The sequence below is a fragment of the Cupriavidus sp. 01L45 genome (genome assembly GCF_056399885.1).
The window spans coordinates 1-445 of record NZ_JBFTSG010000180.1; the positions used below are offsets into that span (position 1 = coordinate 1).

General features: G+C 52.3%; 1 rRNA gene. It reads left to right on the forward strand.

Annotation, left to right across the window (positions count from 1 at the left end):
- A 23S ribosomal RNA gene (locus tag AC1DT6_RS40615) occupies positions 1 to 445 on the forward strand; the annotation flags it as partial.

Here is a 445-nt window from a genome sequence, read left to right on the forward strand (position 1 = left end):
CTGGTGGAGTGCTTAGAAGTGAGAATGCCGGTATGAGTAGCGAAAGACGGGTGAGAATCCCGTCCACCGAATGCCTAAGGTTTCCTGAGGAAGGCTCGTCCGCTCAGGGTTAGTCAGGACCTAAGCCGAGGCCGACAGGCGTAGGCGATGGACAACAGGTTGATATTCCTGTACCACCTCTTTATCRTTTGAGCAATGGAGGGACGCAGAAGGATAGAAGAAGCGTGCGATTGGTTGTGCACGTCCAAGCAGTTAGGCTGATAAGTAGGCAAATCCGCTTATCGYRWAKGCTGAGCTGTGATGGGGAAGCTCCTTATGGAGCGAAGTCTTTGATTCCCCGCTGCCAAGAAAAGCTTCTAGCGAGATAAAAGGTGCCTGTACCGCAAACCGACACAGGTAGGCGAGGAGAGAATCCTAAGGTGTGCGAGAGAACTCTGGTTAAGGA